This window comes from Spirosoma humi, assembly GCF_054776575.1.
This window is the reverse complement of sequence record NZ_BAAHBR010000020.1, coordinates 107,199-121,750: the sequence shown is the minus strand read 5'-3', so window position 1 is coordinate 121,750 and position 14,552 is coordinate 107,199. Positions and strand designations below refer to the sequence as shown.

Below are 14,552 nucleotides of genomic sequence, written 5' to 3'. Positions count from 1 at the left end.
GCTATACCCAAAGCCCACGGCCCTGGTTGTAATCATTACCAATTCGTTGGATTTCGCTGGCAGAATACGTCAGAAATCCTTGTTTACGCAATTCGCGTAGCCGTCTTTTTTCCGTAAACGACAACTTCCCGTCCACCAGAACACCAAAGACGATAAGGCGTTCCAAGCTCCGGCGCACCGCCACCGGGGCTTGGGCCGCTTGCTCCAGGAAATTACCGGTCAACACTGTATCAGCCTTCAGATCAAAACGGTCAATGAGCGTTTCCGTGAGCAGGAAATGGGCATAATTGTATTGCCGCTTAAGGATTGCCACATACTGTAGTGCTTCCAGCAGTAGCGGTCGTAGCTGATCGTTCTTGCCCCATTCTTCGTGCAATTCGTGAACAAATTCACGAATTGTCGTTGGTGCCATAACGCGCACCTGAGCTTCGTGAAGAACCTGCCAGGAAGCCCAGGCATTCCAGAACGCATAAATGGGCATACCAGCTAAGTCGGTTATCTGACGAAGCAAGTAACGGCCTAGAAATCGTCTGAGTAAAAATTTGAGGGCTAAGTTGCTCAATGCTGCTTTGATCATATTCAGCAGATAGTAGATCGTAAGCCCCCAGCGCGGCATATTCAGATAAGGATCGATGCCAAACCGTAGAATACCTCTATTCGCTTTTTCAAGCGCTGCGTCGGCCAGCGCCTGTACGTGTCGATCATACTGGGCATCGTGGGCGCTGGGAAACTGACAAATACGCATGATGGTCTTCACCCCATGAAGGTTCAAAACGACTAACATGTTCACTTCCAGATAAACCAGCAACACGCCATAGAGTATCGTAATAAGGGGTAACTCATATGCATTGCCAAAAAATGAAATGGTCGTTGTGGAAAATAAGTCCGGCCACATGTACTGAGGGCCATACAGCAAAACAACACCCATAATGCCGAGTATGGAAGCTGTAATGAGGGTAACGATTTTTGTCCGTCTGATTACACGACTTTCAATAGGGTTCAGTACATACGGTTCATCGGCTGGGTGTGATGTGTCAAGTGATTGACGCAGATAACGAAGCGCCAGATGGTCGAAGGGACCTGTGCTATCATTGGGTGGCCGAGTTGACATTATCTTAATGTTAACAGTGAGTTGATTTATAAACTGTCAAATAGCAACGGTTGTTGGCAAAACGCTCATTTATTGAGCAAACCATTTGATATAATGAGACTTACATCCAAATAGGTAAATGTAGAGCCTGGCCAGCTTTGTCATTTACTGATCAACGTTCCTGCTTATGAAACGCTTACTTTTCTGCTGGCTACTGGCTATTCCGGCACTGGCTCAACAAACGGCTCCTGCTCCCAAACCAACACCAGCCCAGCAACGGATTAAAGATGAAATGCTTGATGCCGTTACCACATTTATGGGCACGCTAACGGCCGATCAGCGAAAGCTGGCTACCTATCCGCTCGATGATGTGGAACGATTTAACTGGCACTACGTTCCCCGGGAACGCAAAGGACTACCGCTGAAACAAATGACGCCCGAGCAGCGCCGGGCCGCCATGGCGATGCTCAAAACGGGGCTGAGTGATCAGGGGTATGAGAAAGCAACATCCATTATCGATATGGAAAACGTGCTACGGGTTATTGACAATCGCCCGCTGAATGATACCTATCGTGACCCCGAAAATTACTCCTTCACCATTTTTGGCGAACCATCGGACAAAAATCCGTGGAGCTGGCGAATAGAAGGACATCATTTGTCTTTACAATTTTTATCCCTTACCGGTCAAGTACTGGCGCAGACACCTACGTTTTTTGGTAGCAATCCGGGTATTCTCACCTACGATACGCACATGGCCGACAAACGGATGAGCGATCCACGCGTAGCTGACTTACCGCAGAAAGGGCGGCAGATATTAAAGAAAGAGACCGAACAAGCCTTTGCTTTGTTGAAAACGCTCGATACCGAACAGCGCAAGAAAGCCGTTATCGCAGCCGTCGCCTACCCCGAAATCGTGACCAGCAATAAGCGGAAAGTATCCCTGGAAAAGATGGATGGATTAATGTTATCGGAAATGAATGCCGATCAGCGCAAGCTATTCTTAGATCTGCTGCGAATATACATGGCCAACTACCGCATCACGTTGGCCAAGCAGCAAATGGCCAAACTGGAAAAATCGGGTCTGGACAGCCTCCGGTTTGCGTGGGCGGGTGACCTTACGCCAGAGCTGGGCGAAGGGAAAGGGTGGTATTACCGAATTCATGGTCCAACCCTTTTAATTGAGTACGATAATACGCAGACCAACGCCAATCACATCCATACCGTAGTCCGGGATTTGACAAATGATTTTGGGGAAGACTTGCTACGGGAGCATTACAAAAACAGCCACGTAGCGAAGCCTTAAAGAAGAAAACCCGGCTCGTTTAACAAATTTTAAGCTAAACTTAAGCCAGTTTCTTCGTAATTTGTGAGGAATTTTTGTTCTTAATTCATGAAGAAACTCCTTATTAGTGCGTCTGTCTGTCTGTTCACGGTAGCAGCCTCGGCGCAGGAAACGCAGTGGTATCTGCGTGACAAAACCGATAATACAGCCGGTATCAGCGTTGAGCGTACCTACAGCGAATTACTCAAAGGGCGTAAACCAACACCAGTTATTGTTGCCGTCATCGACGGAGGAATCGATACGACTCACGAAGATCTTCGTCGGGTGTTGTGGGTAAACCCAAAAGAAGTGGCTGGAAATGGCAAAGACGATGATAAGAATGGCTATGTAGATGATATTCATGGCTGGAATTTTATTGGTGGAAAAGACGGTCGCAACGTCGATTATGAAACCGCGGAAGTGACCCGACTTTATGCCCAGTTGAAGCCAACTTACGAGGGTAAAGACCGCAAAACGCTTAAGCCCGAGCAGCAAAAAGAGTATGACCTGTATGTGAAAACGAAAGCGGAGGTTGAGAAAAACCAGGCACAGTACAAGCAGCAGTATCAGGGAATCAGCCAGTTTTATACCCAATATTCAACGGCGGTTGCCAGCCTGAAAAAAGCCCTGAATGTTTCGAAACTCGATACCATCACGCTTAGCAAAGCGGCTGACACACTCACCGACGCGTCTCTGAAACGCCCCGTGACGGGTATTTTACGCTTATTGCGTCAACAAAAAGCGGCTGATACGGATGTGGTGATGAGCGAGCTCGAAAAAGCTAACGAGCAGCTCAAATCCCGCGCTGAATACAATTATAACCCGGACTTTAATAGCCGCTCCATTGTAGGTGATAATCCGAATGATGTGAATCAGCGCGATTATGGTAACCCTGATATTGCAGGTCCCCGCCCTGATCACGGTACGCACGTGGCTGGTATTATCGGCGCTGATCGGACCAATAACCTGGGCGTTATGGGGATTGCCGATGCTGTACAGATTATGGGTGTTCGGGCGGTGCCTGATGGCGATGAGCGCGATAAAGACGTCGCCAATGCCATTCGGTATGCCGTCGACAATGGTGCGCAGATAATTAACATGAGCTTTGGCAAAGATTATTCGCCCCAGCGCAAGACGGTTGAAGAGGCTGAGCGATACGCGCTCTCGAAAGGGGTTCTGATGATTCATGCCGCCGGTAACGACGGTAAAGACATCGATACCGCTGCCAATTACCCCGCTCCCCGTTTTATCGATGGGTCTGCCATTCCGAACGTCATCACGGTCGGGGCTAGCGCCGAGCCCAACACGGCGGACTTGGTGGCTAGCTTCTCGAACTATGGCAAGCAGAACGTCGATGTTTTTGCCCCAGGTAAAGATATTTATTCGACTGTGCCGGGTAGCAAGTATGAAAATAATAGTGGTACGAGCATGGCTTCGCCCGTTGTGGCTGGTGTGGCTGCCGTCCTGAAGTCGTATTTTCCCAAGCTGACGTATGCCGATATAAAGCGCATCATTTTGCAGTCGGCAACGCCCTATACCACAAAGGTGACGAAACCCGAGTCGACCGATACCGTAGCGTTTACTTCGCTGTCAAAAACGGGGGGTATTGTCAATTTGTATGACGCAGTTAAGTTGGCGTTAACGCAGGAAGCTGCTGCCGGGAAGGCAAAATAAACATTAGCGTATTCGCTGGTTGAATACACAATCATGGTGAACCGGTTTTTGATCGCAGTTATGCTCTCAAGAACCGGTTCTATTTTTTTATAAACCGTACTGTTTCAGTTGAATGACCATCCGCAAGGTGGAGAAGGTAAACACCCGCTGCAAGTGCCTGGACAGTTATATCAGCTATCAACTGCCCATTCTGAACGTTTACGACAAGGGGCAGTTGTTGCAGCGTGCCGCGTAAGTCCGTGATGCGGATGGTTGCCTGTTTTGTCAATGGATTGGCATAACGTATGGAAAGGATATGTTCCGCTGGATTGGGATAAACCGTCAGCCGATTTGACGGGTCGCCTGACAGTGCTGTAACAACAGCTGTGGAGCCAACGATTCGATCTGTCGACCAGGCCACGCACGTCTGCTGTTTCACCTGTAATTTATAGATACCAGGCTGCGTCACTGAGAATTGATACTCATTTGCTTTCGGTAAGGCCTGCGCATTTTGATACCATTGGTAACGATAAGACGAATCAATGGGCGCTTTCAGAGTTACTGAAGCACCTTTAGGCAGTGTCAACGCCGTTTCTTCCGGGCTGATGGTGAGGCTGTTGACAGAACTGAGCAACACCGTCGTTTCGGTTGAAAGTGTCTGACAGCCATCGTTCGTTATCCGAACCTGATAGCGACCCGGCTGGCTGGTAGAAATTGAGGCTGTGTGGGCGATGACGATGCCATTGCGCAGCCAGTCGATAACGGCCCCATCTGAAGTGGCTGACGTTTGAAAGGAAATCGCTGTCTTATCTTGGCAGAGCCATTGGTCGCCACTCGGGATAATAGTAGCCGCTGCGGTACGTACCTGAACCTGTACAGGTAGCGAGGTCGCTGTACAGCCTTTGCTATCGGTAACCCGCAGCAGGTAAGTGCCAGCCTCCGTAACTGAATAAGCGGTAGTTAGTGCGTTGGGTATGGCAAGGCCATTTCGCAGCCATTGATACCGTAAGCCAGCTGTTTTATTAGAGGACTGAAGCACAAGACGTGCGCCACTGCAAATAGTTGTGTCCTGTGCTGGTAGAATAGACGTCGCTACTTGACAGCTTGTTCTCTGTAAGCCACTAGCAATGAGAGAAAACGGTTGGCTCGAATAGGTCATTTTACCCTTGTGCGAGACCACAATCGTGTACGTCTGTCCAGCTACAGGATTGGCAATATAGATTTGCTCAATATTGTCGCGAAAATTGTCTCCTCGTGTCGCTGCCTGGGCCGGTTGTGCTGGGTTTAATAGAAAAGGAAACTCGGTTTGTTGGTTTGTCTTCAGCCGTAAGTCGAGATCGTTGACGAGCTTCGGCGTTCGGCTATTAACAGAGCTGGCCGTTAGGGTAGTGGCCACGGCTTCGGGATCTGTCCAACTGAGCGTAATGATCAGTGGTTCATTACCCTGTGCCGTAATAGATTGGGTGAAGGTGCCGCCTGGTGTCAGACTTTTTTCCAGAACCAGGTTGGCCTGGTTTTCATTCAATAAAAGGCGGGCTGCCGCTTCCGTGTTCAGCAACCCCCACCCTTGCCGATAGTCGGGACCAGCCTGCGGGTTGGCTCGATTGGCGGTGTGCAGGGCTAACCCTCTCAACGTGGCTGCCCGCATAAATTGCCCCCCTGTGGGCAGGCCCGGTGCCCGTTGACTGGCATACAATTCCTGAAGTAAAAAAAGCGACCCGCTAACATTAGCTGCTGCCATTGACGTACCGCTGTAGGTGCCATAGGCGGTGTCACTGGTGGCTAAGGACGACAGAACGCCCGAGCCAATGCCCAGCAAATCGGGTTTTATGCGGCCGTCGTCGGTAGGGCCCCAACCGCTGAACGCCGTCGATTCGAGTAAAACAGCGTTGTTCTGGCTGGTAAACGAGACATTGGCCGCCCCTACAGTAAGTACGTTTTTGGCGGTGGCTTCGGCCGGAATAACGTCATAAGCATCGTTTCGGCTTCGGGGTAATGTACTTTGGGTGGTTGTGTTTCTGAGGAAATAAGGGGTTCCCGCGGGTGGTCCGGTTTCGTTTCGTTTGTTGTCGGCCGAGCGGACCATCAGGAAAAAAGGATTGTTGTAGGCGATCCGATCCAGGTCGCGGGCGTTGGTTGTGTAGAAACCAAACAAATAATCTTCCGACGCGCTAATTGCCGTATTACCCCACCATTCCCATTTCAAATCCGGGTTAGTGCCGGGCCTCGATTCGTTATACACCCAACCAACCACCGGGCCGTAGGAGTGATTGGAAACGAGAAGATTGGGGGCCGCAGTCACTAGCTCAGTTATGTCGTTGGTATAATCCCAGACCGACAATTGCGAGCCGTAAGCCATTCCCTTTGCTGACGCGTTAATGCCTTTGGCAATGAGTGTACCGGCAAGGTGCGTTGTGTGGTTGTTCAGTGATGTAATGTCCTTTTGATGAATTCGGGATGTAGCGTCTGTGAGCCCTGCAAATTCACAGTGCGATTCTAAGGCTCGACCGCCATCCCACAGGCCCAACTTCCCGGCCATCACTGCCGAATTTCCCGATAAGGCGATGGGGAGTGCGCCGGTACCATACATGGCCTGTGTTTGAGTACCTCGGGCAGCCTCCGCATTGTGAAGCGTGTAATAAACAGCCTGGCCAAACGTGTCGACCTCGTGAAGCGTTAGTATTCGGTGATTGGAATAAATTTTGCTAAGAGGCCAACCATTCTCCTGGGCTATCTGGAAGGTTCTTCGATGTAAGCTGCTGTGTCGGTTAGTTAGTTCTGTTCGCCAGGTTTTGTCGTGCCGCTGGGCATGGATTGGGACGCTTATACCCAGATAAAAGAGCAAAACGAGGCACCATGCAGCAAAGGAAAATCTCCTGGTGCATGGTGCCCCGTTTTGGCTCGAAAAGATATCCTGATATAGCGGTTGCAGATACGTGAACGATTATTGCTTGCGAATCCGTTTTACCCGGACGCTCTGCGTCCGGTCGTCTTCTACAACCACAAAAAACGTACCGCCTGGTAAATCGGCCACATCGAAAGTTGTTAAATAATTTTTCCCATCCCGCAGAAGGGTTCCCGTACGTACCGTTTGGCCATTCAGATTCGTCAGGCGAACGGATGGCGATTTGGGTAAAGCCAGCGAAGCGGACAGCGAGACGGTTACCTGTCGCGTGGCCGGATTCGGGTAAACATTCAGCTCTCCGTCATCCGTGGTAGGCTCCGTGGCCAGTATCGTTAGATAAACCTCGTCGGAGATAGCCTCCCCGCAGCCATTGACGCTACCTTTTACCGAATAACGCCCCGTTTTTACGACCGTGTACGTGGGGGACGTCGCCCCCGGAATGGCTACCCCATCGACCAGCCATTGAATGTTGGTCGTTACGTTAGAACTGAGCGAAAAGCCATTGGCGGTGATAAACGGTGTTTGCGTCGTTCTTACTGTTACCGTAACGGCCGTCGAGCTAACGGGCAGGCAGTTGTTGCCTACCTGAACCACGTAACTTCCCGCGGTCGCCGTTACCAGCGTACTAGCGGTCGCTCCAGTAATAGCCTGCCCATTCCGATACCATTGATACGAAAAGCCAGTCCCGGTATTAGCCTGAAGTGTAAGGCTGGAACCCTGACAGATACTCGTTGACCCATTTGGCGTAATACTGGCCGTAGCCCCTGCTCCCGCGGTGGGCGTGACCGCGATCCGCTGCGGACTGGGGCAATCGAGCGCCCGCACACGCATGTTGTAAAAATAATACCAGGCCGTTTTTAAGGTATCCGTCGACGTACCACTGTCGAATAAAGACCCTTTTATGGTAACAATGGGCTGACCCGTCTGCGTTTTCAACTGGTAAGGAAAACCCGCAACCGCGACGTTACTACGGAAAATAGACGCTCCATCGCCGTAATCAATTGTAATCTTGTAATCGCCCGCTGCCGGAATGCGTAAATTCAGGGGATAGACAGCCCCCTGATCGTCGGGGTCATCGGGATACGTACCGCCAGTCGATGTCGTTGTGCTCTGCGTACGCGTGGGTGAAACATCCAGCGTAACGCTCGATATGGCTGTGTTATCGTACTTGCGAACGGTAAAGGTTAAGCTTCCGGCCGAGCCGATATACAGACGGGCACTTTCGATCAGTAAGGGAACCTGGGTTGAAATAAGGGGGGCGGGCTGAAAACCGGTTCCGTAGGTACCTCCGCCAAATACCGTTTTGTCGACTGGGCCGATTGATCCTGAGAAATCGTTTAGCGTAGCGTAGAACTGGCCGCTGGCGGGCAGCGCTTTAACCCCGATCTGATTGCCGGCCGCCAGCAAATTGCCGCCCGTTGGGGCATCATACCAGAAGGCCGTTCCCCCGCCAATGTTCCGCAGCGAAATGGCCGTATCGCTGCCGCAGCGCGTTACGGAAAAAATGCCATTGGCCGGTGTAGGGGCCGTTGCGCGGCTTACAACGATGGTGTTATTGGTCGTGTTCTGGTCGCTGCCGAGACTCGTGGATACCGTGAACTGATACGTTTGGGCGGCCACCAGGGAAATGCTGGCCGGTAGCTTCAGAGCAATGGCACTTTCCCGAAAGGCTGCAATTCGTGGAACCGTGCCGGTCAATGTCGTTACCTCGTTGTTGTTGGCGTCGGCAATTCTAACACTGACGGGTACATTGGTCTGGTTGGCAGTGCCGTAATTGTGGACTTTTACAGAAACCGTTATATCGGTGCCTGTTTGTCCACAAAAATTTGCTTCGGGCGAAACAAGCGCGGTAGCCCCCACATCGTTCGTTGTTTGAACCACATTCAAAACATAATCCTGCGTTTCGCCGTTGCCATAACTGCCACACGAAACCACAACTGCGGGGTCACTGGTTTCTACGGCCACGATCCGAAACCGGATGTTCTGGGCCGTTTGAACCGTGCCCGGAACCGTGACGGTTGCGATGAACTGAGCCGAATTGGCCAGCACCCCCGAGGTCGCTACCGTTTCACCGGCATCGTCAAAACTGCCATTCTGATTCCAGTCAGCAAAGGCTTTCACCACTACATTCTTGACCGCTCCGCAAGTGCCCAGAGAGACCGTTAGTGGAATCTGCTGGCCTGCCTGCACGGTGGCTACTGCCTGCGAAAAATCATTGTACGACGTACAGCCGCTGGCTCCGGCCTGATTGATACTGCCAAACTGAATCTGGTTGATTTTGGTGTCGGCTGTTGAGGTGGCTCCCGACGCACAGTACGCTTTGCCCCCAACACCGCTCACCAGCAGGGCATAATCCTGCTTCCCGCCACTCAATGTTCCTTTATTGGTAATGGTGATCGTGTAGGATCTTCCCGGTATTGGATTGGCTACTAAAACCTGTTCAACATTGTCGCGGATATTGTCGCCCCGCGTGGCAGCTGCCGATGGGTTATTCGGGTCCAGAATCCAGGGCAACGTAGTGGCCTGACCGTCGCTGATCCGGATATCCAGATCATTGACAAGCTTGGGTGTCCGATCGTTCAGGGTAGCTGTCGATGGCGAAGACGCGGTTCCGGCGGGGTCTGTCCAGCAAATCGTAGACACAAGCGGCCCCAGCCCCGACGCAACCACCGTCAGAGAATACGTCTCGGCCTGGTTGAGGGTTCGTTCATCGAGTAGGTGATTCTGATTGCTGTTCAGAATGACTCGTCCGGCCTTTTCGGCATTCAATAGGCCCCAGCCAAACTGGTAATCGGGACCAAGGGTAGTGCCAGCTTCATCCGCCGTGTGGAGGGCCAGGCCCTTCAGCGTCGATGACCGCATGAACTTGCCGCTGTTGCGTTGCGAATACAATTCCTGCAAAAGAAGCAGGGTACCCGCCACATTGGGCGATGACATCGACGTGCCATCGTATACGACATAGGCACTGTCGCTCTCTGAACTCGATGAAAGAATACCGACTCCAATACCGGCAATGTCAGGTTTGATACGCCCATCGTCCGTGGGACCCCAACTGGTAAAGTCGCTTAACGGCACGTCACCCGCCTGATTGTATCCGTAGTTCAAGTTGCCGACGGCACCTACTGCCAGAATATTTTTAGCGTTGCCATAGGTGCTGATCTGGTCGTAGCCCTCCTGATCTTTTCGGGCAATCGTACTGGTTCTGTTGCTTGAACCGAGATAATAGGGCTGGCCCGCACCGGGGCCATCGGAGCCGTGGCTGTTTCCGCCCGACTTAACAATCAGGTAGTAGGGGGCATTTTGGGCAATCCTGTCCCAAGAAACCGTTGTGGCATCATAAAAGCCAAACTTATAATCCTCGGTCTTACTGATAGTTGTGTCGCCCCACCATTCCCATTTGGTTGTCGTAGTGCGTGTATCGTTATAAACCCAGCCAGCATTGGAGCCATACGAGTGGTTTGAGATGAGCAGATTGGCGGCAGCGGCACTCATCTCCGTTACATCGCTGTTGAAATCATAGGCGCGCAGGTTGGTGCCAAAGGCCATGCCTTTTACATCAGGATTGACACCAGCCGCCATCATGATTCCGGCAACGTGGGTGGAGTGACTGACCAGCGTCGCGGAGTTGTCGATCTGAGCAACGCGACTGCCCGTTCCATTCCGGAACTCGACATGTGTATCCCGCACTTTGCCGCCATCCCACATCGCCAGTTTATTCGTCAGCGTACTGCCCGAAAGCGAAACGCCCAGGCTGCCACCGGCATAAAGTGAATTGGTATGGGTGCTGATACCGGCCTTGGTGGTGCTGTAGGTAGCATCGTAGAGGAGTTCTCCCGTGGGACTGATGCCCCGTAACATAACCACCCGCCCCGTAGGCGAAATTTGTCGAATGGGCCGACTAAGTTGCTGGGCTTTAGCAACGGCCTGGCGGTAGTTTTCGGTTTGTGCCTGCTCGATCGTTTTTTGCAACTCCTTTTGCTGTGTCCGCTGGAGACCGCTGTACTGCGGTAATGATTGAGCGGATAAAATTGAACTGGCTATTATGCCTAAAAAGACGGTTAGCCAGCCTATGCGAGACCATAAACATTGAGTCATATAACTGAATTAAAGCCAAAGTTGGCTCAAGGATGAACTATATATATCCAATACGGAAAAGAAATGTTTTCTGTTGCGTCTGAAGGCGACTTTGCCACGCCTTTCACGCACTTTTAATGTGCTTTGATTAACGATAATCTGCTTAAGATGACATTTGTATCATGTTTCTTTTTGTCAAATTTTAATGCCTATAAATTTGACAAAAAGAAACATGGAGTTAATTTTGTATAAAATTAAACTAAATTTGTTTATTACGAAGTATTATTACTTGTGCGGTTGGATGCTATCTCTTGCTTTCACTCTTACTGAAGTGAAAGCGAAATTGATTCTGCCTAGACCTATTTATTCAATTTTTAATCCAAACGGTGCCCTTGACATAGCCAACTGTGAGCTTGTGTCGGGTTGGGCTTTGGATCAGTCTGATATGAACCAGACGGTAACCGTAGATATTTATGTCGATGGTAATCTGGTAGGCTCTACTCAGGCCAATACGGATCGGCAAGATTTAGTCGGGGCGTTTGGCAATTCAGCCGCTCGTTATCACGGGTTCAGCTACAGTGTTCCGGCTAACGCATCATGGCGTAATGGGCAGGGGCATTCAGTAGCGGTTCGTATCCGTGGGGCCAGCACCGATGTTATGTCATCGCCTAAGACAGTCAATGGCTGCTCAGGGGGAACGACTAATCCACTATCAGGCAATTGCGCTTTTTCAGATGGACAGTTTCTACTTAACTGGTCTGGTGAGCAAATCTACGCTCATTATTACAATGGTATTTTATATGCTGCTTATCAAAACGGAACAAGCGGTTTTAAACCTAGAAACTGGCTATCTAATACTGGTTATGATGCGAGTAAGTTAGCTTGTTTTGCTGAGAACGACCCGCATTCAAATACTACAACCACCAATCCTACGACGCCAACTAATCCAGCACGTGGAAATTTTGCTGGTAGTCTAGACTTTGCCGATTGTTCTGGTATAGGCGGCTGGATTATGGATCAAAATATGCCTAACAAATCAATAAAATTTGATGTATATGTAAATGGTTGGTTAGTAGCTACTAATGTAATGGCTATTCGTAGTCGTCAAGATGTAGCCAATGCCTATGGGATCTCAGGATATAATAAATTTGGTTTCAATGTGCCTGTCCCCAAAATGTATAATGTTGGATTAGCATTAACTATTTCAGTAAAGTATGCGGGGACTAACACCGAAATTCCAGGTAGTCCTAAAACTACAGCAGTTTGCCCAGATCATCATATAACCTATGTAGACCCTGATTGCTACACGCAAATAGCGCGCTTTTTTCCAGGAAGCGAACCTACTAATTCGATAACAATTGCTCATACAGGTGCAACATCTCTAAAACTAAGTAGAAAAGCTTTGGGCAGTATAGCTACATTAGCGAGCAAATTAATCCCTGTTAAGCAGGGGGATAATTTATTGTTAGATGTCTACGCGTTCGCGCCTGCTTCAACAAAACGAAGTATTACTCCTAAACTAACTTCAGCTATCGTAGGCGGTGTTGTAGCAGGCATGTCACTGACTAAGCATCAGACCACCGCTCAAGATAAGGGGCGAATAGTCTCCACTTTGCCGACAATCGGATTGAGTGCTGCTTTAATATTACCTATGGCTAAAGAGCTATTGAGCAATCGCTTGCCTAATGCTACTGCTGAATTGGCTTTTTATGACAAAGCTGGGAAGTTTATACACCGCCAACAGGTAAGTATTACCAAAAAAGCTCGAACTGATTGGCAATTATTGAGTATAGTTTTACGTGTTCCACAAGATGGTTATGTGATGGCCCGTTTGCGAAACCAAGATCCAACTCCCGTTTACTTCGATGATATAGTATTAAAAACCAATCCAAAACTCACGAAGGGTGTAGAGAGTACTAAGTCTTGGTCAACTAAAGTTCTGTCTTCTAGCAACGGCTTTTCTACTCGACAAGCTACAGACGAGCAGAACGTTTATCAAACTGGTCTGGATGATAACTGCGGTGGAGGGGCAGGCAATGGTTACTACGGCACTATTGTTGAAAATTATTATATCGATCCTTCTAATGGTATTCTACTTGAGATTGTTGATGTTAGAGACCAGGCCCCAGTGTATACATATGCTAATGGAAATATAGTCGCTGGAGGTAGCAATGGGGGTATTAATATTTTACCAGGATTGAATTTGAACGACAAATTCAATCAGCAATTGAAACAAACAAAAGAACATTTTTGCCAACAGGCAGCGAACATTATAGCTAAGTATTCTACATCACCTGGTTGGGCTGGGCCAAACGATCCAACTAATGCGATTGCCGGTGAGATACTTGGTGATTTTATACGTGATGTTAAAGGCGGAGCTACTTATGATTTGAAGGTAGATGGACATGGATATTCGATAAGAGAAATTGGTCCGATTAGTAACTACGCTGGGGGCATATTGCGTAATGATGATTATGGTAATATTAATTTTGGGTTAGCTGCTGCTGCTAGTGGTATACCTTTATCTATTGCTTTGTGTGGTGCTGGCCTATATCAATTGCTACCTAATTCAGGGCCTGTGGATCTTCGGAATGTGGTCGGATGTTTTGATGATAGTCAAGATTCAGCATTTATAATAATGGGATATCAGATGTTTAATGGCTGCGAGAATGCTGTTAATAATGGGAATAATTAGCTTATAGCTTAATAGGACTTGCTGGTTATATGTTCTGAAGGATAGTGTTCATCATTTATTTCCTATAATCGGTAAGTCTTATTAGTAGTAAAATGCCTAAAATTTCAATTTCCTCTCACTTGTTATGAAAACTAAAAATGTATTTTTATTGATAGTGTTGATAATGATCACTATTTATCTGTATTCTCTGTATCAACCACGCACAGAGAGGCAACGTCTCATATTTAGTGACCCAGCTAAATCGATACAAGATTCGATGGTATTATTCCGACAGATTTGCGAAGATATAGAGCCAAATGAGTTTATAAATTGCTTTATTGTTAACCGGGATAATACACTAATATTTAAAAATAAAAATTTAGGAAAAATAGATTCTTTGTCTATTCATAATGAGGGCCTTAAAGATATAAAGCCTACGATTATACTGAAATTATTATCATTGATAAAGTTCTTAAACCGAAATTATATTTCTGGGATTTATCACGACACAGTTTTACGCTATTGGTTCTTTTCTTATAGACAGGATGATAAATATAGTGCTAGACATCTCGTTCGAGAGATATATATATGGGACGATCCCAAAGATACATTAAGCCCAGTATTGAACTATTATTTTAAAATATTCGATAGAAAAGAGCGCATGCTTCTTGTTGGATATAAGGATGTCCCTTATAAACAATTTCCAGAACAAGAGACGCCATTTTCAAGTCGCTGACCGCTAAAGCTGCCGATCAATAGGTTGAATTTCTTGACTAATAACTCAAATTTGATTAAACTTTGGGTGGGCCGGGTGAAGAACGACGTTATACGATAA

General features: G+C 48.5%; 7 protein-coding genes. 4 read left to right on the top strand and 3 right to left on the bottom strand.

Translation table 11 applies throughout. The features are described from left to right. Position 1: 1 nt before the first annotated feature. Complete coding sequence (locus ACYU8Y_RS26950; RefSeq protein WP_460941322.1) at positions 2–1,111, bottom strand: LBF_2804 family protein; 1,110 nt, start codon at positions 1,109–1,111, stop codon at positions 2–4. 166 nt (positions 1,112–1,277) lie between these two features. Here ACYU8Y_RS26950 and ACYU8Y_RS26945 point away from each other — a divergent pair, with 166 nt between their 5' ends. Next, positions 1,278–2,393: a DUF3500 domain-containing protein gene (locus tag ACYU8Y_RS26945; RefSeq protein ID WP_460941321.1), complete on the top strand. Its 1,116-nt coding sequence runs from the start codon at positions 1,278–1,280 to the stop codon at positions 2,391–2,393. Between the two features lie 87 nt (positions 2,394–2,480). After that, on the top strand, positions 2,481–4,085 hold the full coding sequence (locus tag ACYU8Y_RS26940; RefSeq protein ID WP_460941320.1) for a S8 family peptidase: 1,605 nt from the start codon (positions 2,481–2,483) through the stop codon (positions 4,083–4,085). A gap of 79 nt (positions 4,086–4,164) precedes the next feature. On the opposite strand, the gene ACYU8Y_RS26935 is transcribed toward ACYU8Y_RS26940, so the two are convergent. Together ACYU8Y_RS26935 and ACYU8Y_RS26930 are read right to left on the bottom strand one after the other, a co-directional pair. Then, positions 4,165–6,909 (bottom strand): S8/S53 family peptidase, encoded by a 2,745-nt coding sequence (locus ACYU8Y_RS26935; protein ID WP_460941319.1) that lies wholly within the window; start codon positions 6,907–6,909, stop codon positions 4,165–4,167. 99 nt (positions 6,910–7,008) lie between these two features. Continuing rightward, positions 7,009–11,064 (bottom strand): GEVED domain-containing protein, encoded by a 4,056-nt coding sequence (locus ACYU8Y_RS26930; protein WP_460941318.1) that lies wholly within the window; start codon positions 11,062–11,064, stop codon positions 7,009–7,011. A 211-nt stretch (positions 11,065–11,275) separates the two neighbouring features. On the opposite strand from ACYU8Y_RS26930, the gene ACYU8Y_RS26925 reads away from it, so the two are divergent. Further along, positions 11,276–13,738 (top strand): polymorphic toxin type 44 domain-containing protein, encoded by a 2,463-nt coding sequence (locus tag ACYU8Y_RS26925; protein WP_460941317.1) that lies wholly within the window; start codon positions 11,276–11,278, stop codon positions 13,736–13,738. 124 nt (positions 13,739–13,862) lie between these two features. Further along, positions 13,863–14,453, top strand: coding sequence for a hypothetical protein (locus tag ACYU8Y_RS26920; protein ID WP_460941316.1), 591 nt, complete (start codon positions 13,863–13,865; stop codon positions 14,451–14,453). Positions 14,454–14,552 lie beyond the last annotated feature (99 nt).